13 protein-coding genes are annotated in these 18,990 nt (G+C 72.9%); 9 read left to right on the plus strand and 4 right to left on the minus strand.

Annotated elements, in window-relative coordinates:
* Nucleotides 1-491: 491 nt before the first annotated feature.
* Nucleotides 492-941 (plus strand): PTS glucose transporter subunit IIA, encoded by a 450-nt coding sequence (locus AB0O11_RS29260; RefSeq protein ID WP_363392837.1) that lies wholly within the window; start codon nt 492-494, stop codon nt 939-941.
* Between the two features lie 96 nt (nt 942-1,037).
* Nucleotides 1,038-2,708, plus strand: coding sequence for a phosphoenolpyruvate--protein phosphotransferase (gene ptsP, locus AB0O11_RS29265; protein ID WP_363392840.1), 1,671 nt, complete (start codon nt 1,038-1,040; stop codon nt 2,706-2,708).
* 86 nt (nt 2,709-2,794) lie between these two features.
* Here ptsP and AB0O11_RS29270 read toward each other — a convergent pair whose 3' ends face one another.
* The 3 genes from AB0O11_RS29270 to AB0O11_RS29280 all read right to left on the minus strand — a co-directional run bounded on the left by AB0O11_RS29270 (nt 2,795) and on the right by AB0O11_RS29280 (nt 6,463).
* Nucleotides 2,795-4,828: an acetoacetate--CoA ligase gene (locus AB0O11_RS29270; protein WP_363392843.1), complete on the minus strand. Its 2,034-nt coding sequence runs from the start codon at nt 4,826-4,828 to the stop codon at nt 2,795-2,797.
* A 129-nt stretch (nt 4,829-4,957) separates the two neighbouring features.
* Complete coding sequence (locus AB0O11_RS29275) at nt 4,958-5,506, minus strand: NUDIX domain-containing protein (protein WP_363392846.1); 549 nt, start codon at nt 5,504-5,506, stop codon at nt 4,958-4,960.
* Nucleotides 5,507-5,557: 51 nt separating this feature from the next.
* On the minus strand, nt 5,558-6,463 hold the full coding sequence (locus AB0O11_RS29280; protein WP_363392849.1) for an NUDIX domain-containing protein: 906 nt from the start codon (nt 6,461-6,463) through the stop codon (nt 5,558-5,560).
* Between the two features lie 173 nt (nt 6,464-6,636).
* On the opposite strand from AB0O11_RS29280, the gene mmuM reads away from it, so the two are divergent.
* The 7 genes from mmuM to AB0O11_RS29315 all read left to right on the plus strand — a co-directional run bounded on the left by mmuM (nt 6,637) and on the right by AB0O11_RS29315 (nt 17,629).
* Complete coding sequence (gene mmuM / locus AB0O11_RS29285; RefSeq protein WP_363392852.1) at nt 6,637-7,572, plus strand: homocysteine S-methyltransferase; 936 nt, start codon at nt 6,637-6,639, stop codon at nt 7,570-7,572.
* A 146-nt stretch (nt 7,573-7,718) separates the two neighbouring features.
* Nucleotides 7,719-8,483 (plus strand): IclR family transcriptional regulator, encoded by a 765-nt coding sequence (locus AB0O11_RS29290; protein ID WP_363392855.1) that lies wholly within the window; start codon nt 7,719-7,721, stop codon nt 8,481-8,483.
* Between the two features lie 324 nt (nt 8,484-8,807).
* The gene (locus AB0O11_RS29295) at nt 8,808-9,527 is read left to right on the plus strand and encodes an MIP/aquaporin family protein (protein WP_363392858.1); all 720 of its coding nucleotides are present in this window, start codon (nt 8,808-8,810) and stop codon (nt 9,525-9,527) included.
* Nucleotides 9,528-9,625: 98 nt separating this feature from the next.
* A complete protein-coding gene (gene glpK / locus AB0O11_RS29300; RefSeq protein WP_363392861.1) occupies nt 9,626-11,146 on the plus strand; it encodes a glycerol kinase GlpK in 1,521 nt (506 codons plus the stop codon).
* Nucleotides 11,147-11,320: 174 nt separating this feature from the next.
* Nucleotides 11,321-12,913 carry a glycerol-3-phosphate dehydrogenase/oxidase gene (locus AB0O11_RS29305; RefSeq protein ID WP_363392864.1) on the plus strand — a complete coding sequence of 531 codons (1,593 nt, stop codon included), beginning with the start codon at nt 11,321-11,323 and terminating at the stop codon, nt 12,911-12,913.
* A 232-nt stretch (nt 12,914-13,145) separates the two neighbouring features.
* Nucleotides 13,146-17,177: a DNRLRE domain-containing protein gene (locus AB0O11_RS29310; protein WP_363392867.1), complete on the plus strand. Its 4,032-nt coding sequence runs from the start codon at nt 13,146-13,148 to the stop codon at nt 17,175-17,177.
* The gene (locus AB0O11_RS29315; protein ID WP_363392869.1) at nt 17,177-17,629 is read left to right on the plus strand and encodes a hypothetical protein; all 453 of its coding nucleotides are present in this window, start codon (nt 17,177-17,179) and stop codon (nt 17,627-17,629) included. The genes AB0O11_RS29310 and AB0O11_RS29315 overlap by 1 nt, the downstream gene beginning before the upstream one ends.
* A gap of 85 nt (nt 17,630-17,714) precedes the next feature.
* On the opposite strand, the gene AB0O11_RS29320 is transcribed toward AB0O11_RS29315, so the two are convergent.
* Nucleotides 17,715-18,935 carry an amidohydrolase family protein gene (locus AB0O11_RS29320; RefSeq protein WP_363392872.1) on the minus strand — a complete coding sequence of 407 codons (1,221 nt, stop codon included), beginning with the start codon at nt 18,933-18,935 and terminating at the stop codon, nt 17,715-17,717.
* Between the last annotated feature and the right edge of the window lie 55 nt (nt 18,936-18,990).

The following is an 18,990-nucleotide window of genomic DNA, read 5'->3' on the forward strand; positions in this document are numbered from 1 at the left end:
CACGCTGTTGAGTTCTCAAGGAACGGACGCTTCCTTCGGACCGCCTTCCAGCGGACCCTCCGGGCTTCGTTCTTTCGTGTTTCCAGCTTATCAGACGCTTTCCGCTCCGTTTACCGGGGCTTTTCGCATCCAAAATCTGGTGTTAACCGCGGAGTCGCGGCGACTCGACCCACCATAGCCGGTCGATGGCCGGAGCGCGAATCGAGCCGCACCGACAGTCCTCCGGACGGCGGCATGATTTGTTGCTCTCGCGAGCATATACAGCAATGGTCCCGATTCGCCAAGATGCCTGTAGAGTGCGGCGCATCGGCCCAGAGGACTAGACCACTCACAGGTCGGTGAGTCGCCGGCCGGACAGGTAGGCAAGGGCGGGCGGGTCTTCGCCCGGGAATGTCAAAAGATGTCCGAAGTTGACATGATTTAGGCTTCAGTTGATCGTCATGCCGCTCCTCGCGGCCGCTCGCTGTACTGCGCATTTGGGAGGCACAACCATGACCACTGTGACGTCGCCGCTGACCGGCAAGATCGTGGGGCTCGCGGGCGTGCCCGACCCGGTGTTCTCGGGTGCGATGGTCGGCCCGGGCACCGCGATCGACCCCGTTCGTGAGCAGACCACGGCGGTCGCTCCGGTGGACGGTGTCGTCGTCTCCATGCACCCGCACGCGTTCGTCGTCGTGGACGCCGAGGGCCACGGCGTGCTGACCCACCTCGGGATCGACACGGTTCAGCTCAACGGCGAGGGCTTCGAGCTGCTCGTCAACAAGGGCGACACGGTGACCCGCGGTCAGGCCGTCATCAAGTGGGACCCGGCTGCCGTCGAGGCCGCGGGCAAGTCGCCGATCTCGCCGATCGTGGCGCTGGAGGCCACCACCGAGTCGCTCGGCGCGCTGCGGGAGGACGGCGAGGCCAAGGCGGGCGACCAGCTGTTCAGCTGGAGCTGACCCCTTCCTTCCGACACCCGCCCCGGACGAGATGACGGGGCGGCCCCCACACAGCGGTTCCCGGCGGGGCCGCTCATCTCAGCGGAGACAGGTGACATGGAGAAGACGCTGCGCGGCGTGGGCGTGAGCCACGGGGTCGCGATCGGCCAGGTGCGGCACATGGGGACGGCGGTGCTGGAGCCCCCGGCCACCCAGATCCCGACCGAGGACGCCCCGCGCGAGCAGGCGCGTGCCGAGGCCGCCGTCGAGGCGGTCGCCGCCGACCTCATCGCGCGCGGCAACCTCGCGGGCGGCGAGGCGCAGGCCGTGCTGGAGGCCCAGGCGCTGATGGCGCAGGACCCGGAGCTGATGGCCGACGTGTCCCGCCGGATCGCCGTCGGCAGCAGTGCCGAGCGCGGTGTCTACGACGCGTTCGCGGCCTACCGGGCGCTGCTCGCCTCCGCCGGGGACTACCTGGCCGGACGGGTCGCCGACCTGGACGACGTGCGCAACCGGATCGTCGCCCGGCTGCTCGGTGTGCCGATGCCGGGCGTGCCCGACAGCGACGAGCCGTACGTGCTGTTCGCGCGGGACCTGGCGCCGGCCGACACCGCGCTGCTCGACCCGACGCTGGTGCTCGGCTTCGTGACCGAGGAGGGCGGGCCGACCAGCCACAGCGCCATCCTGGCCCGGGCGCTGGGCGTGCCGGCCGTCGTGGCGCTGCCGGGTGCGACCGAGGTCGGCGAGGGCACCGTCGTCGCGGTGGACGGCAGCTCCGGTGACGTGCTGCTGGAGCCGTCCCAGGAGAAGCAGGACGAGCTGCGGGCGGTCGCCGCCGAGCGCAAGGCCGCGCTCGCCGCCTCCTCTGGCCCGGGGCAGACCTCGGACGGCCACAGGGTGCCGCTGCTGGCCAACGTGGGCGGCCCGGCCGACGTGCCGGCCGCGCTGGAGAACGGCGCCGAGGGCGTCGGCCTGTTCCGCACCGAGTTCCTGTTCCTGGACGATTCGGCGAAGGCACCCGGCGCCGAGAAGCAGGTCGAGGCGTACCGCAAGGTGCTGGAGGCCTTCCCCGAGGGCCGGGTCGTGGTGCGGGTGCTGGACGCCGGCGCTGACAAGCCGCTGGACTTCCTGACCCCGGCCGACGAGCCGAACCCGGCGCTGGGCGTGCGCGGTCTGCGCACCCTGCTCGAACACCCCGAGGTGCTGCGGACCCAGCTCCAGGCGCTCGCCAAGGCTGCCGAGGGCCTGCCCGTGCACCTCGAGGTGATGGCCCCGATGGTGGCCGACCGCAAGGACGCCAAGGACTTCGCGGCCGCGTGCCGGGAGGCCGGGCTGGACGCCAAGTTCGGTGCGATGGTCGAGATCCCGTCGGCCGCACTGCGCGCCAGGGCGATCCTCCAGGAGGTCGAGTTCCTGTCCCTGGGGACCAACGACCTCGCCCAGTACACCTTCGCGGCCGACCGTCAGGTGGGTGCGCTGGCCCGGCTCCAGGACCCGTGGCAGCCGGCCCTGCTGGACCTGGTCGCCGCGGCGGCCGACGCCGCGCGGGCGAGCGGCAAGAGCTGCGGAGTCTGCGGCGAGGCGGCTTCCGACCCGCTGCTGGCCGTGGTGCTGACCGGTCTGGGCGTCACCAGCCTGTCGATGGGCGCGGCCTCGATCCCCTACGTGCGGACCACGCTCGCCAAGTACACGCTGGCGCAGTGCCGCCGGGCGGCGGAGGCGGCCCGGGCCGCGGACGGTGCCGAGGAGGCACGGGCCGCCGTGCAGCAGGTGCTCTCGGGCGAGTAGGGACGGAGAGACGCGAAAGGGGCGCCCCCCGAGAGGACGGTGGGGGGCGCCCCTTTCGCGTACCTCGTCGTGTGCCTGGGGGCCGGTCAGGCCTGGCGGTCCAGGCGGAGCCGCTCGAAGAAGCGCAGGTGCTCGATGTGGTCGACGGAGCCGGGGTTGACGGCCTGCTCCAGCGGGGTGCCGGAGAGGATGCGCTTGACCGGGACCTCGATCCGCTTGCCGGTGAGGGTGTGCGGGAGGCCGCGGACGGCGATGACCTCGTCGGGCACGTGGCGCGGGGAGAGCTCGGTGCGCAGCGAGGTGCGGATGCGGCCGATCACGTCGTCGTTCAGCTCCGCACCGGGGGCGAGGACGACGAACAGCGGCATCCAGTAGCCGCCGTCGGGCTCCTCCAGGCCGATGACCAGGGACTCGGCGATCTCGGGAAGTCGCTCGACCACCTCGTAGATGTCCGAGGAGCCCATCCGGACGCCCTGGCGGTTGAGGGTGGAGTCGGAGCGGCCGTGGATGACGACGGTGCCCCGGGAGGTGACGGTGATCCAGTCGCCGTGGCGCCAGATGCCGGGGTACGTGTCGAAGTAGCTGTCGTGGTACCGGGTGCCCTCGGGGTCGTTCCAGAAGCCGGTGGGCATCGACGGGATGGGCTTGGTGACGACGAGTTCGCCGACGGTGTCGGTGTGCGGGTGGCCCTGGACGTCCCAGGACTCGACGGCGGCGCCGAGGCAGGGGGCCTGGATCTCGCCGAGGTACACCGGGAGGGTGGGGACGCCGCCGACGAAGCAGGAGCAGACGTCGGTGCCGCCGCTGACGGAGGCGAGCCAGACGTCCTGCTTGACCTCGTCGTAGATCCAGCGGAAGCCGTCGGGCGGGAGCGGGGAGCCGGTGGTGCCGATGCAGCGCACGGCGGAGAGGTCGAGGTCCCGGCCGGGGTGGAGCTCGGCCTTGCGGCTGGCGATCACGTAGGCGGCGGAGGTGCCGAGGACGGTGGCGCCGGTACGGGCGGCGACCGACCAGAGGGCGCCGGTGTCGGGGTGGCCGGGGCTGCCGTCGTAGGTGACGATCGTGGCCCCGACCAGGAGGCCGGCCAGCAGGAAGTTCCACATCATCCAGCCGGTGGAGGTGTACCAGAGGAACCGGTCCTGGGGGCCGAGGTCGAGGTGGAGGCCGGCCTGCTTGAGGTGTTCGAGGAGGATACCGCCCTGGCTCTGGACGATCGCCTTGGGCAGGCCGGTGGTGCCGGAGGAGTAGAGGACCCAGAGCGGGTGGTCGAAGGGGACCGTCTCGAAGACCGGCTCGACCTCGTCGGCGACCAGGTCGTCCCAGTTCAGGGCGCCCTCGGGGGCGGGGGCGCCGAGCAGCGGGACGTGCACGACGGTGTGCAGGCTGGGGAGTTCGCGGCGCAGTTCGGCGACGACCTCGGTGCGGTCGTGGTCCTTGCCGCCGTAGTGGTAGCCGTCGATGGCGAAGAGGACGGCGGGTTCGATCTGCTGGAGGCGGTCGAGGACGCTGCGGGCGCCGAAGTCCGGGGCGCAGCTGGTCCAGACCGCGCCGACCGCTGCGGTGGCGAGCAGGGCGACGGCAGCCTGCGGGACATTGGGCAGGTAGGCGCCGACGCGGTCGCCGGGGCCGATGCCGCGGGCGCGCAGGGCGGCGGCCAGCGAGCCGACCTGGCGGCGGAGTTCGGCCCAGGTGAGGACGGCCGGCTGGTCGGTGGTCTCGTCGAGGTGGAGGATCGCGGGACGGTCGGCATTGGCCGGGTCCTCGGCGGCGCGCAGGGCGTGCTCGGCGTAGTTGAGGCGGACACCGGGGAACCAGCGGGCGCCGGGCATGGTGGCGTCGGCGAGGATCTCGACCGGGATGGTGGTGCAGTGGTCGGTGGCCAGCCGGACGTCGAACCACTGGGTGATCGCGGTCCAGAACCGGTCGAGGTCCCCGGTGGACCAGGCGTGCAGGTCGGCGTAGCGCTGGGCGGCCTGCTGGTCGTCGACGGCCGGGGCGAGCGGGGCGGCCGGGGCGCCGTGGTGTTCGGCGGCCCAGGCCTGGAAGGCCACGAGGGTGGTGGCGGCGGCGCGAGCGGGGTTCGGGCGCCAGAGCGGCTGATCCTGCGGTGGGGTGCTCACGGTGGTGGTCTCCCGGCCGGTGGTGGGGACGGGAGGGCTCGTGGCAGACCCGTCCGGTTGGGCTGTCGGTGCAGACCATGCCATGTGATCGCCCGCCGCGCCAGGGTCGGCCGGTGGGTGGACGGCAGGTCAGCGGGGGGTGAACTCGCCGCTGAACCAGCGGCGCAGGACGCCGTTGTGGAAGTCCCAGACCAGCGGGGTCTCGGCGGTGGCGAGCAGCCAGCCGTCGGTCTCGTCGGTGGGGCGCGAGGGCGGGAGGTCGGCGAGCGGGCGGGCCGGGAGCAGTCCGCAGAGCATGACGAAGCGGCCGTTGGGGTCGGACGCGGTGTGGATCAGGGTGACCTCGGCCGGGTCGGCGGGGATGCCGGTCTCCTCGTGCAGTTCGCGCACGCAGGCCTGCTGCCAGCTCTCGCCGTAGTCCATGTAGCCGCCGGGAAAGGCGAGTTCGCCGTAGCCGGGCTCGATGGTGCGGCGGATGACGACCAGCGCGGGGTCGGCGTCGGGGCGGGTGACGGGGAGGACGGTGACCGCGACGGGCAGCGGGTTGCGGTAGCTGATCTCGGTGCAGCCGGGGCAGGTGCGCGGCCAGTCGCGGGTGCCGGGCGGGTAGGGCGTGCCGCAGAAGTGGCAGTGCGAGAACGGCCGGTGGGCGGTCTGGATCGCTTCGTCAGTGGTCATGGCCGGATGGTAGCCCGGTGGGTCGACGGTGTTGCCGCGAGCTGCGGAACGTCAGGGGGCCCCGGGGCCGTCGGCCGTGCCGTCGCGGGTGGGGCGGAGCAGCGCCGGGTGCAGCAGGCGGGCGTCGCCGGCGTGGTAGGTGCGGGCGCGGGGGCCGCCGCGGGCGCCGCCGCGCTCGGTGGTGGCGCCGGTGCTCTCGACGAAGCCGGGCACGGACAGCACCTTGCGGTGGAAGTTGCCGGGGTGGAGCTTCTCGTCCCAGACCGCCTCGTAGACGGCGCGGAGCTCGGGGATGGTGAAGTCGTGCGGCAGGAAGGCGGTGGCCAGCGGGCTGTACTCGAGTTTGGCGCGCACCCGGTCGAGGCCGTCGGCGAGGATGCGGGCGTGGTCGAAGGCCAGCGTGAGCGGGCCGGGGCCGGTGCGCCCGTCGACGCCACCCCCGTGGGTGTCGGCGGGCGCACCGGCGGCTCGGGACCGGCCGCAGGGCCGGAGGTCCAGGTCGGAGACGGGGTGCCAGGCGGCGGCCGCGGCGTCCGTGCCGGCCTGGGGGTCGGGCAGGTCGGGGGCGAAGGCGAGGTAGGCGACGGAGACGACGTGCATCCGCGGGTCCCGCTCGGGGGCGCCGTAGGTGCCGAGCTGTTCGAGGTGGAGGCGGCAGAGCCTGACCTCGGCCTCGGAAGCGCTCCGCAGGCCCGTCTCCTCGGCGAGCTCGCGGGCGGCCGCCTCGTCCAGGCCTTCCTCGCCGGCCCGCAGGAAGCCGCCGGGCAGCGCCCAGCAGCCCTGGTAGGGCGGGGCGCCGCGCTCGACGAGCAGGACGTGCAGGCTGCCGTGGCGCAAGGTCAGGGCGACCACGTCCACGGTGACGGCGATCGGGGCGTAGGCGCGCGGGTCGTACGCGGCGAGCCACTCCTGCTCGGCCTCGGGCCCGGTGGAAGGCGGTTGGTCGTCCGCTGCCATCGCCGGGCTCCTTTCCGTGCTCGCCGACGCCAGGTGACCTGTCTCACCGGCGTTGTTCTTCTCGGGATGAGCACAACGTAGCGATTGGGTTCCCCCGCGGCAAATGGTTTTCCCGCTCGGCGGGGACACCCACCTCTAGGCTGTGACCAGGAACTCTGCCAGAGGAGACCGACATGCCCACTGCTCCCCCGCCGGATTTCGCCGCCGCGCTGGCCGCCGGGCCGCTGGTGCTCGACGGCGGGATGTCGAACCAGTTGGCGGCGTCCGGGCACGACCTGTCGGACGAACTGTGGTCGGCGCGGCTGCTGGCGGACGACCCGCAGGCGGTGGTGGCCGCGCACCGGGCGTACTTCGCGGCGGGCGCGGACGTCGCGATAACCGCGAGCTACCAGGCGAGCTTCGAGGGCTTCGCGCGCCGAGGGGTCGGCCGGGCACAGGCCGCGCGACTGCTGGCGAGCAGCGTGGAGCTGGCCCGGGAGGCGGCGCGGTCGGAGCCGGGCGGGCGACGGCGCTGGGTGGCGGCCTCGGTGGGCCCGTACGGGGCGGTGCTGGCGGACGGTTCGGAGTACCGGGGCCGGTACGGGCTGAGCGTCGCGGAGCTGGCGGACTTCCACCGGCCGCGGCTGGAGGTGCTGGCGGCGGCCAGGCCGGACGTGCTGGCGCTGGAGACGGTGCCCGACGTGGACGAGGCGCGGGCGCTGCTGGGGCTGGTGCGCGGGCTGGGGGTACCGGCCTGGCTGTCGTACAGCATCGAGGGCGACCGGACCAGGGCCGGGCAGCCGCTGGCGGAGGCCTTCGCGCCGGCCGCCGATGTGGACGAGGTGGTCGCGGTAGGCGTCAACTGCTGTACGCCGCAGGACGCGGACCGGGCGGTGGCGGTGGCCGCCGAGGTGACCGGGAAGCCGGTGGTGGTCTACCCGAACAGCGGTGAGAGCTGGGACGCCGCCCGCCGGGGCTGGTACGGCGAGCCGACCTTTCGATCGGCGCGGGTGGGCGGCTGGCTCGCGGGCGGGGCGCGGCTGGTGGGCGGCTGCTGCCGGGTCGGGACGGACGGGATCGCGGCGCTGGCGGCGGAGGTGGCGGTGCTGCGGGCGGGGGCGGTGGGCTGAGGCGGCGGGGCCACGGCCTGCGGTTCGGACCGCCGGCGGGCGGGGTTACCCGGGGGGAAGGTGCACGGAGTCGGGGCGGCCTGGCAGACTCGTCCCGTCACCACTGCGGTCGACATTGTCGACCGCCTGTCAGCGCGGAGGTACCCATGCCCGGCCCGATCCAGTCGCTTTCCCGGGCCGCCGCGATCATGCGCCTGCTGGCCGGCGGCGAGCGCCGGCTCGGCCTGTCCGAGGTCGCGACGGCGCTGGACCTGGCCAAGGGCACCGCGCACGGCATCCTGCGCACGCTGCAGCAGGAGGGGTTCGTCGAGCAGGACCCGGAGAGCGGCAAGTACCAGCTGGGCGCCGAACTGCTGCGGCTGGGGCAGAGCTACCTGGACGTGCACGAGCTGCGGGCGCGGGCGCTGGTGTGGGCGGACGACCTGGCCCGGGCGGCCGGGGAGACGGTCTACCTGGGGGTGCTGCACCAGCAGGGCGTGCTGATCGTGCACCACGTGTTCCGGCCGGACGACACCCGGCAGGTGCTGGAGGTGGGCTCGATGCAGCCGCTGCACAGCACTGCGCTGGGCAAGGTGCTGGTGGCCTACGACCCGGTCGCGCGCGGGGAGTTGGGCGACGACCCGTACGAGTCGTACACCCTGCGGACGCTGACCGGTTCGGCCGACGTGGACGCCGAGTGCGCGCTGATCCGGGAGCGCGGCTGGGCGGACTCGATCGAGGAGACCTGGGAGGGCGTGGCCTCGATCGGCGCGCTGATCCAGGACCGGCGGCGCAACCCGGTGGGCGCGGTGTGCATCAGCGGGGCGGTCGAGCGGGTCTGCGAGGACGGCTTCGTGAAGCCCGCGCTGGTGGCCTCGGTGCGCAGCGCGGCGCGGGCGATCTCCCGCGACCTGGGCGCCGGGCGGTTCTGAGTACATCCGGGGACGGCTCGCGACGGGCCGTCGATTCGTCACGCTGAGGCGCGGACGGGCGGGAGGCCTGTCCGCGCCTCTGGCGTTTTGTCCTGTTTCGGGGCGCTCCGCTCGGTAACGTCGACGGACCGGTCGAGGCGAGGGTCACAGCTCCGTAACCCCGCCTTGACGTGGGGGCGACCCGGGGAGGAAGCTTCCGCATGACGGTCGACATTGTCGAACGATGGCCGGGAAGATCACTCCCACAGTGCGCTCACCCGCACAGCGATCGACCAGCCGCCTGCCCCCACCCACCCTCCGGGCCATATGGACAAGGGAGTCTTTGTGTCCGCGTTCTCCAACGGCGACGTTTTCGTCGGCGAAACCCTCGGCACCGCCGCCCTGATACTCCTCGGCGGCGGCGTCTGCGCCGCCGTGACCCTCAAGAAGTCGAAGGCCGTCAACGCCGGCTGGCTGGCGATCACCTTCGGCTGGGGATTCGCGGTCCTCATCGCCGCCTACATGTCGGCTCCGAAGTCCGGTGCCCACCTCAACCCGGCCGTCACCATCGCGCTCGCGGTCAAGAGCGGCGAGTGGAGCCAGGTGCCGCTCTACATCGGCTCCCAGCTGCTCGGCGCGATCATCGGCGCCGTACTGGTCTGGGCCACCTACCTGGGCCAGTTCAACGCGAACAAGGAACCCACCCTCGGCATCTTCTCGACCGGCCCCGAGATCCGGAACCCGATCCAGAACGTGATCACCGAGGTCATCGGCACCTTCGTGCTCTGCTTCGCGATCCTCACCATCGGCACCAACTCCGGCCTCTCCCAGTCCGGCACCGGCACCCTGATGGTCGCCTTCACCGTCGTCGGCATCGGCCTCTCGCTGGGCGGCCCGACCGGCTACGCCATCAACCCGGCCCGCGACCTCGGCCCGCGCATCGCGCACACCCTGCTGCCGATCCCGAACAAGGGCGACTCCGACTGGTCGTACGCCTGGATCCCGGTCGTCGGCCCGCTCCTGGGCGGCCTGGCGGCCGGCGGCGTCTACAACGCCATCTTCTAGCGGACGGGTTCGACCCCGCCGAGCACGGGGACTGACCGAGCAAGCGCGTCAGGCCCACCCACCCCGTAACCCCCGAACCCGAGCCGAGGACCCTCCCCATGACCTCCACCGGTAACTACATCGCCGCGATCGACCAGGGCACCACCTCCAGCCGCTGCATCATCTTCGGCGCCGACGGCCGGATCGTCGCCGTCGACCAGCAGGAGCACCGGCAGATCTTCCCCCAGCCCGGCTACGTCGAGCACGACGCCGCCGAGATCTGGACCCGGGTGCAGTCGGTCGTCCGCGGCGCGCTGGAGAAGGCCGGCCTGACCAAGGACGACATCCGCGCGATCGGCATCACCAACCAGCGCGAGACCACCGTCCTGTGGGACAAGAACACCGGCGAGCCGGTGCACAACGCGCTGGTGTGGCAGGACACCCGCACCGAGGCGCTCTGCCGTGAGCTGGGCCGCAACGTCGGCCAGGACCGCTTCCGCCGCGAGACCGGCCTCCCGCTGGCCAGCTACTTCGCCGGCCCGAAGATCCGCTGGCTGCTGGACAACGTCGAGGGCCTGCGCGAGCGCGCCGAGGCCGGCGACATCCTCTTCGGCACCATGGACACCTGGGTGATCTGGAACCTCACCGGCGGTGTCAACGGCGGCAAGCACGTCACGGACGTCACCAACGCCAGCCGCACCATGCTGATGAACCTGCACACCCTGCAGTGGGACGAGAAGATCGCCGAGTCGATGGACGTGCCGATGGCCGTCCTGCCGGAGATCCGCTCCTCCGCCGAGGTGTACGGCGAGGCCGTCGGCGACCTGGCCGGCGTCCCGGTCGCCTCCGCGCTCGGCGACCAGCAGGCCGCGCTGTTCGGCCAGACCTGCTTCGACGAGGGCGAGGCCAAGTCCACCTACGGCACCGGCACCTTCCTGCTGCTGAACACCGGCGAGAAGATCGTCAACTCGTACCACGGCCTGCTGACCACCGTCGGCTACCGGATCGGCGACCAGGCCCCGGTGTACGCGCTGGAGGGCTCGATCGCCGTCACCGGCTCGCTCGTCCAGTGGCTGCGCGACCAGCTCGGCATCATCTCCACCGCCGCCGAGATCGAGACCCTCGCCAACACCGTCGAGGACAACGGCGGCGCCTACTTCGTCCCGGCCTTCTCCGGCCTGTTCGCCCCGTACTGGCGCTCCGACGCCCGCGGTGTGATCGCCGGCCTGACCCGGTACGTCACCAAGGGCCACCTGGCCCGGGCCGTCCTGGAGGCCACCGCCTGGCAGACCCGCGAGGTCGTCGACGCCATGCAGAAGGACTCCGGGGTCGAGCTCACCGCCCTGAAGGTCGACGGCGGCATGACCAGCAACAACCTGCTCATGCAGAACATCGCCGACGTCCTGGACGCCCCGGTCGAGCGCCCGTACGTGGCCGAGACCACCGCCCTCGGCGCCGCCTACGCTGCCGGTCTCGCCGTCGGCTTCTGGAACGACCTCGACACCCTGCGGTCCAACTGGCACCGCGCCGCCGAGTGGACCCCGCGCATGGACGAGGCCACTCGGGAGCGTGAGTACAAGAAGTGGCTCAAGGCCGTGGAGCGCACCATGGGCTGGGTGGAGGAGGAAGAGAACAACTGACCGACAAGCCGGTCGGGGCCCCGTGCCCCGACCGGCCGCCCGCTGTTCCGGCAACGGGCGTCACCGTGTTTCACCGGCCCGCCGCACCGGGCCGCCCGGCCTCTCCCGTAGGGGCCGCACCGCACACGAGAGGAGTAACGGCGCCGCCCGACCCGCGCGCCGTACACAACCACCATGGCAACCATCCCGACCCTGGGCGCCGAGCGCACCGCCGGCCACACCGCCTCCCGCGCCGAGACCCGCGAGCTGCTCGGCAAGGCCACCTACGACCTGCTGGTGATCGGGGGCGGCATCCTCGGCACGGCCGTCGCCTGGACCGCCTCCCAGGCCGGCCTGAAGGTCGCCATGGTCGACGCCGGCGACTTCGCCGGCGCCACCTCCAGCGCCTCCTCCAAGCTCGTCCACGGCGGTCTGCGCTACCTGCAGACCGGTGCGGTCAAGCTGGTCGCGGAGAACCACAAGGAGCGCCGCGCGCTCTCCACCGACGTGGCCCCGCACCTGGTCAACCCGCTGACCTTCTTCGTGCCGGTCTACAAGGGCGGCCCGCACGGCGCCGCCAAGCTCGGCGCCGGCGTCTTCCTGTACTCGGCGCTGTCCGCCTTCCGCGACGGCATGGGCCGGGTCTCCACCGCCGCGCACGCCGCCCAGCAGGTGCCCGCACTGCGCACCGAGGGCCTGCGCTCGGTGGCCGTCTACGGCGACCACCAGATGAACGACTCGCGCGTCGCCGTGATGACCGTGCGCGCCGCGGTCGACGCCGGTGCCGTGGTGCTCAACCACGCCGAGGTCACCGGGCTGCGCTTCACCGGCGGCCGGGTCACCGGTGCCGAGGTCCGCGACCGCCTGGACGGCAGCGAGTTCGGCATCGACGCCCGCCTGGTGCTGAACGCCACCGGCCCGTGGGTGGACCACCTGCGCACGATGGAGGACTCCGGCGCCGCGCCGTCGATCCGCCTCTCCAAGGGCGCCCACGTGGTCGTCAAGCGCCGCTCGCCGTGGCGCGCCGCGCTGACCATCCCGATCGACAAGTACCGCGTCTCCTTCGCCATCCCGTGGGAGGACCACGTCCTGCTCGGCACCACCGACGAGGAGTACACCGGCGACCCGAAGGACGTCCGGGCCACCGAGGCGGACATCGACCAGATCATGGGCGAGGCCGCGCACGCGATCCGCGACGAGCACCTCGACCGCGACCTGATCACCTACTCCTTCGCCGGCCTGCGGGTGCTGCCGGGCGGCCCGGGCGACACGGCCGCCGCCAAGCGCGAGACCGTCGTCACCGAGGGCCGCGGCGGCATGCTGTCGGTCTCCGGCGGCAAGTGGACCACCTACCGGCACATCGGCCGCACCGTGCTGGAGAAGCTGGCCCACGTGCCCGGCACCAGCCTCGGCGAGGACATGTCCCCGATCGCCCCGACCGTCCCGCTGCCGGGCGTCGGCGCACCGAACGCGGTGGCGCACCGCCTGCTGATCGACCGTGAGCCGGGCTCGCGGATGGAGCCGCTGGTGGCCAAGCACCTGGCCAGCCACTACGGCACCCTGTCCTTCGAGATCGCCCGCATGATCGACGAGAACCCGGAGCTCGGCCGGCCGATCCACGAGGACGGTCCGGACGTCTGGGCGCAGGTCGCGTACGCGGCGGACAACGAGTGGGCGTACACCACGGACGACGTGCTGCGCCGCCGCACCACGATGACGGTGCGCGGGCTGGACACCCCGGAGATCCGGGCCGAGGTCGAGGCCTTCCTCGCGAAGCGCTCCAAGTAGGCGCGGCTCGGCACCGTCGGTCCGAGGACGTTCACAGGGCGGGCACTCCGGGGTTTCCCGGGGTGCCCGCCCTTTCGCACTCGTGCGTGCACAATGCGTCACGATCCCATCAACTTCCTAAGGAAATATTCAGAATCTGGACGGATTTGCCCCTATTTACCATGATCATCCTCCCTGATGATCTTGCTTATGCTCCGGACCTCTTTCACCAAGAGTGAGCCAAGGAGCTCCCATGCACGTTCCAAAGCGGGCCCTCGTCGGTCCGCTGTCCCTCGCGGTGGCGCTGTCGCTGTCACTGGCCGGCGGAGCGCCGGTCGCGTACGCGGCGAAGCCCCACCCCAAGCCCTCCCCCGGAAAGCCGCCGTCGGCGGCCGCCGTCGACCCGACCGGCAGCATCGCCGCCGCCCGGGTTGCCGCGCGCACCACCGGCCGGCGCGTCGAGGCGGTGTCCGAGCGCAGCGAGGTGTCCACCACCTGGGTCAACCCGGATGGCACGCTCACCACCGAACTCGCCGCCGGTCCGGTCCGCTTCCTGCGCGACGGCACCTGGACCGAGGTCGACCTGACGCTCAAGCAGGCGCCCGACGGCTCGGTGGCCCCCGCCGCACACCCGCACGCGATGAAGCTGGCCGGCCCCGGCGGCAAGCGGCCCCGCACCCTCGCCGAGTCACAGGCCGCCACCGCGCCCACCGCCGCCGAGCCCGCCCGCACCCTGGTGTCGCTCGGCTCCGGCGACGACGAGCTGGCGCTGGAGTGGAAGGGCGGCCTGCCCGCACCCGAGCTGGACGGCCCGCGCGCCGTCTACCGGGACGCGATCGGCGACGGCGCCGGGGACCTCGTCGTCGAGGCCAATCGGAACGGTTTCGAGCAGTTCGTCACGCTCAAGCAGCGCCCGGTGAGCGGGAGTTACTCGTACACCATGCCGTTCCGGGCCAAGGGCCTGAAGGCCGTGGCGCAGCCGGACGGCGGCGTGCTGTTCACCGACCGGAAGAACGGGCAGAAGCGCGCCGTGCTGCCCGCGCCGGTGATGTGGGACGCCACCACCGTGACCGGGTCGAGCGAGCACCCCCGGCAGGCCAGGGTCGACCTCGAGGTCGTCCAGCACGGTGACGACGTCGACCTGGTCTTCACCCCCGACGCCGCCTTCCTGGCCGACCCGGCCACCGCCTACCCGGTGACCGTCGACCCGTCCACCAGCGGGCTCGGCAACGCCCTCGACACCCGGGTCCAGAAGGGCGAGACGGTCGACTGGTCGGCCGATGTCGAGCTGTACTGGGGCAACCCCGGCACCAAGAACGCCGACGGCAGCTCGCGCGAGGCCCGTTCGCTGATCAACTGGAACACCTCCTCGATCGCGGATGCGCTGGTCCAGAACGCCACGCTGTCGCTGTACAACATCCACTCCGGCAACACCGACTGCCTTCCCTACGCCTGGGAGGTGTGGGACACCGGGCTCGCCTCCACCGCCTCGCGCTGGACCAGCCAGCCGGCCTGGAACGCCAAGAAGGCCAGTTCCACCGAGACCAAGGGCCGCGACAACTGCGGCGGCGACGGCTGGATCACCGCCAACGTCACCGACCTCGTCCAGGGCTGGGCCTCGGCGAAGAACCAGGTCTCCGGGATGGGCCTGCGGGCACCCGACGAGGTCAACACCAAGTACTGGAAGGAGGTGAACTCCGCCAACGCCGCCACCGACGTGCCCAAGCTGACGGTCAACTACAACTACCGTCCGCGCACCGGCACCAAGCAGGAGGCCGGTCCGCCGTTCCTCCAGGACGGCACCGGCACCTGGCGCGTGGACACCACCACGCCCGTGCTGCGGGACACCTTCATCGACCCCGACGGCGACAAGGTGACCGGCACCTTCCAGCTGGTCGACGCCATCTCCGGCGCCCAGGTCGGCAACGTCAACGTCTCCGGCTACGTACCCAGCGGCACCCCCGCCGAGGTCACCGTGCCGGCGGGCCTGCTCCAGTACGGCCACACCTACCGGTTCCGCAGCTCGCCCTACGACGGCCTGCACTACAACCTGGGCTGGTCCGCCTGGGCCACCTTCAGCGTCAGCCCGCTGCCGGACGTGCCGAGCCAGCTGCAGACCGGCGCCCAGCAGACTCTCACCCCGGTGCTCTCCGCCCTGGTCACCAACCCCAACCAGGGCCGGATCCGGACCGAGTTCGTGCTCAAGGGCCGAACCGGCCAGCCGCTGCCGACCTCGATCGCCCCGGTGTGGGCGGAGAGCGGCACCCGGGCCTCCGTCCAGCTGCCGGACGGCGCGGTGACCGACGGCGGCGACTACACCTGGGCCGTGCGTGCCTGCGCCGCCGTCGGCTGCTCCGCGTGGACCGCCGACCAGCCGCTGGCCGTCCGCGTCCAGGCCCCGCCGGTCCAGCCCGCGCCGACCACCGTGGTCCTCACCGGCGCCGCCCTCGCAGACGCCTCGGCGGCCACGGCCGGGGGCGGCTGCGACACCGGCGCGTGCCCGGCCGCCGACCCGGCCGAGCTGCGGATCGGCACCACGCCCGACGGCAGCAGCTGGACCGGCTGGCTCAAGCCCGACCTGTCGGCCGTCCCGGCCGGCTCCCGGGTGATCGGCGGCAAGCTCGCACTGACCCGCTCGGACTGCGCGGCCGGTACCGCCGGCTGCGACGAGGCCTCCGTGGACGTCTTCCAGCTCGGCAGCGCCTGGGCTCCCGGCCAGGGCGGTGCGGCGCTGACCGCGGCCGCCGGCGCGGAGAGCTACGCCTCCGCCGCCAAGCTGTCGGAGACCGACCTGGCCGCACTGGTCGGCTCGTGGATCGAGAAGGGCGAGGCCTACGGCCTGGCGCTGCGCCCGCCGGCCGGCTGGACCGGTGCGGCCCGCTACTCCTCGGCCACCGCCGCCGACCCGGCGCGGCGGCCGAAGCTGACCCTCGACTACCTGGCGCCGACCGCGCCGGGCGCAGCCGAGCTGGTGGCCGCCGTCGGTGGCGACGCCGGTCTGGTCGTCACCTGGAACGCCCCGGCCGACCGCGGTTCGGTCGGCGACGTCGGTTACACCGTCCGGGTCGAGACCTCGGCCGGCACCCCGGTCCAGGAGGTCACCACCGGCGACCTGCGGGCCGTGTTCACCGGCCTCGACAACGCCCTCTCGTACCGCGCGGTGGTCACCGCCCGCAACAGCTACGGCACCGCCGCCCCGGTCACCTCGGCCGTGGTCCGGGGCACGCCGACGGCCGGCGGCCCGAACCAGTACCGCGGCTACGTGCAGGAGTACCTGGACGCCCGCAACAAGATCAAGATGAAGGCCGGGTTCACCGCGCCGGACGCCGCCGCCGAGGCCGCTCACGGCACCGTCTTCGTCGACCTGCTGGCCACCCAGGAGGCCTCGCTGGTCGCCAACCGCGAGGCGCTGGCGACCCAGAACCAGCTGTACACGGCCGCCGCGGTCAGCCTGACCGACGTGGTGGTCGACCAGCAGACGGCCGGCAAGGTCGTCGTGCGGGCCACCGTCAAGGACTCGGTGATGATCCGGTCGGGCGGTGTGGACTCGCCGAGCGAGAGCGCCGGCCCGAAGCGGTTCGAGTTCGCCGTCGGCACCGCCGCGGTGATGGTCTCCGAGGCCGACGACCTCGCGGCCCAGCAGAAGCTGTCCTCCTCCGCGGCCGCCCAGGCCCAGGTCGACGTGGCCGACGCCGCACAGGCCGACCCGGCGGACGCTCAGAAGGCCGTCCCGCTGGACGCCAACGGCTTCCCGGTCCAACCGGCGCAGCCGGCCGCCGGCGCCGTCCAGGCCGGGTACAACTACAACGGCACCGCCGACTGGGCCCGCCGCAACGTCAACATCGGCTGGGACTTCCCCCAGGACTGCACCAACTTCGTCTCCAAGGCCCTGTACTACGGTGGCGGCATGCGCACCCGGTACGGCTTCAAGACCTGGGACAGTGCCTGGTGGACCAACGACTACTGGCTGTTCGGCTGGCACAAGAACCGCAGCTACACCTGGGCCGGCGCGGCCAACCTGCACCGGCACCTGCTGAACTACCGGTACTCGACCTGGCTGCGCTGGACCTCCGAGGCGCGCCCCGGCGACGTGGTGTTCTTCAAGTGGCGCAACGAGTCGCGGATCAACCACGCCGCGATCGTGGTGAGCTGGGGCGCCCGGATGGAGCTGCGCCAGCACGGCCGGCAGGGTGTCACCACCCTGAACGAGGTGCTGTCGTACTACCGCCAGAAGGGCGACCCGATCGAGTGGTTCGTCGTCGTCCGCCCGCTCGGGACCAACTGATGGCGGCGGGGCGGCCCGTGGCGGCCGTGCTCTCGGCCGTGCTGTCGGCCGCCCTCCTGGCCGGATGTTCCAGCGGTGCGGAGGACGCCCGGCTTCAGCACGCGGCCGACTACTCCGCCCATCCGCACCTGAAGGTCACCGGCTACCCCGTGCCGGAGACGCTGGGCCTGGTCCAGCAGGTGGTGTGGCGGCTGGCCGACGGCTCCGCGGACCGGTTGGTGAAGCTGGCCGCCGCGGAGGGCCCGACCGACGCGCGCCGGGCGGCGGCCGAGGAGTGGGTCCGCACCTACGGGCCGGGCGCCGCCGGGGAGGTCACCGCCGACTTCGGTGACGATCCGGCGAACCGGCAGACCGTACGGCTCACCTTCCACGGCACCGGCCAGGTGAAGGAGCTGACGCTCCGCATGGACGGTCCGGACGGCGGGGGCGGCTGGCGGGTCCTGCTGACCTGATCCCGCCGGGGCCGGCCGGCCGTGGGCCCGGATGCGGGGGACGAACGGGTGGGCGCTCCGTGAAGGAGCGCCCACCCGTTTCGTTTCAGATGACGGCGCCGGCCTTGACCACGTGCCGCAGGTGCCGGTCCGGACGGGTGAGCACCGAGAGGTCGGCGAGCGGGTCGCCGTCGACCACCAGGAGGTCGGCGTGGGCGCCCGGGGCGAGGGTGCCGATCTCCCCCGCCATGCCGAGCAGCCGGGCCGCCGTGGTGGTGGCGGAGCGCAGCACGTCGGCGGCCGGCTGGACCTGGGCGCGCAGCGTGAACTCCGCCGGCTGGGCCGGGTGCAGCGGGCCGAGCAGGTCGCTGCCGTAGACCAGGTTGACACCCGCCCGGTGGGCGCGCTCCAGGGCGGCGAGCCCCTGGTCGCGGACCTCGGCGAGCTTGGCCAGGGACGCCGGCGGCAGACCCGAGGCCGCGCCGAGCTCCGCGGTCCGCGCGTACGCGACCAGGGTGGGGACCAGGAAGGCGTCCTTCTCCAGCAGCAGCGCGACCGTCGTGTCGTCCAGCAGGTTGCCGTGCTCGACGCAGCGCACGCCGGCCCGCAGGGCTTGGTCGATCGCGCGCGGGTGGTAGGCGTGCACGGTGACGTAGCGGTTGTGGTTCTCCGCCTCCTCGACGGCCGCCCGGATCTCCTCCTCGCTGTACTGGACGGCCGCGATCTCGTCGTGCGGGGAGGCGACGCCGCCGGAGAGCAGCACCTTGAGGTGCCGGGCGCCCTTGCGGAACTCGTCCCGGGCGGCGGCGCGCACGGCGTCCACGCCGTCGGCGATCCGGCCGAAGTGGGGGCGGGCCTCGCAGCAGGGCAGCGAGTCGTCACCGAGCGGGCGCAGGTCGCCGTGGCCGCCGGTCTGGGAGAGCGCCTTGCCCCCGTGCAGCAGTCGGGGGCCGAGGGCCAGGCCCTCGGCCAGGGCGCGGGCCATGCCGTGGTCGGCACCGCCGACGTCGCGCACGGTGGTGAAGCCGCGGCGCAGCATCCGCTCGGCCTCGGCGAGGGCGCGGACGGTGGCGTAGCCGGGGGTCCAGTTGGCGACGTCGGGCAGGTCGAGCGAGGTGACCAGCAGGTGGACGTGGGCGTCGATCAGACCGGGCAGCACGGTGCCGCCCTGCGCGTCGAGGACGCGGACCCCGTCGGGGGCGGCGGGCGGACGGCCGGTGCCGGTGGCGGTGATCCGGCCGTCGGCGGCCTCCAACCAGCCGCGGTCGGTACGGGTGCCGTCCTCGGGGTGGAGCAGGTGGGCGTCGGTGATCAGCAGTCGGCTCACGGTGGTGGCCCCTCCGGTTCGGTGCGGAACGCGATTTCAGTACGAGGCGTACTGA

Origin of the sequence: Kitasatospora sp. NPDC093102, assembly GCF_040683915.1 — a bacterium.
Classification (GTDB): domain Bacteria; phylum Actinomycetota; class Actinomycetes; order Streptomycetales; family Streptomycetaceae; genus Kitasatospora.